The 856-nt window shown below is 47.0% G+C and carries 1 protein-coding gene; it reads right to left on the bottom strand.

Annotation, left to right across the window (positions count from 1 at the left end):
• On the bottom strand, positions 1-856 hold an 856-nt coding region (locus DSOL_RS26135), incomplete at both ends, for a recombinase family protein (RefSeq protein WP_139314640.1).

Here is an 856-nt window from a genome sequence, read left to right as displayed (position 1 = left end):
GGGATATCCATGACCCTGGCCTGCTTGCCCATAACCATCTGGAGGTTGGAAGCGAGGGTATTTATAAAATCTTCTTTATCACCGATCAGTAGGTTTATGTCATTCATAATGGCATCCTGCAAGAGCGGCTCATCGATGGTCGGTGAATGCTTGCAATATTTTTTCCCGTACTCCTGCCTGTTGGAGCAGCGCCATACGATTCGTTTCTCCGTGTAGTTCGTCCATGTTGCCCGTCTGTAAGGTTTACCACATTCTCCACACAGGACGATATTTGAGAGGGCATATTTCGAGCTGTATTTTCCGTTGTCTGTTGTCGCTCTTTTATCTGTGGATTTCCGGATGTTGGCCCGACGAGCCCTTTCCTCCTGCACACGGTTCCATAATTCCTTGGAGATGATTCCTTCGTGGCTTCCTTCTACATAGTACTGGGGTACGATCCCTTTGTTTTTAACTCTCGTCTTATTAATAAAGTCTGTAGTATAGCTCTTTTGCAGCAGGGCATCTCCCATGTACTTTTCATTGGAAATCATAGCTGCGATAGTGCTGACATGCCATTTGTCCTTACCGGTAACTGTTTTAATACCACTTTTCTCTAGGTGTTCCTTAATCTTCTCAAAACTGCAGCCCTCCAGGTAAAGCCGGAAGATCAGCCGTACTATTTCCGCTTCTTCCGGTACGATGACAAGCTCGCCCTCCTGGTTCTTGGTGTAGCCCAAAAATTGGGTGTAGTTTAGATACACCTGTCCTTTTTCGAATCGGCGAACCACACCCCACCGTGTATTGGTGCTTAAGGAGCGACTTTCCTCCTGGGCCAGACTACCCAGGATCGTGATTAGAAGCTCTCCTGTACCATCAA

The sequence above is a fragment of the Desulfosporosinus metallidurans genome, from assembly GCF_001936615.1.
Classification (GTDB): domain Bacteria; phylum Bacillota; class Desulfitobacteriia; order Desulfitobacteriales; family Desulfitobacteriaceae; genus Desulfosporosinus; species Desulfosporosinus metallidurans.
This window is presented reverse-complemented; position numbering and strand designations above follow the sequence as displayed.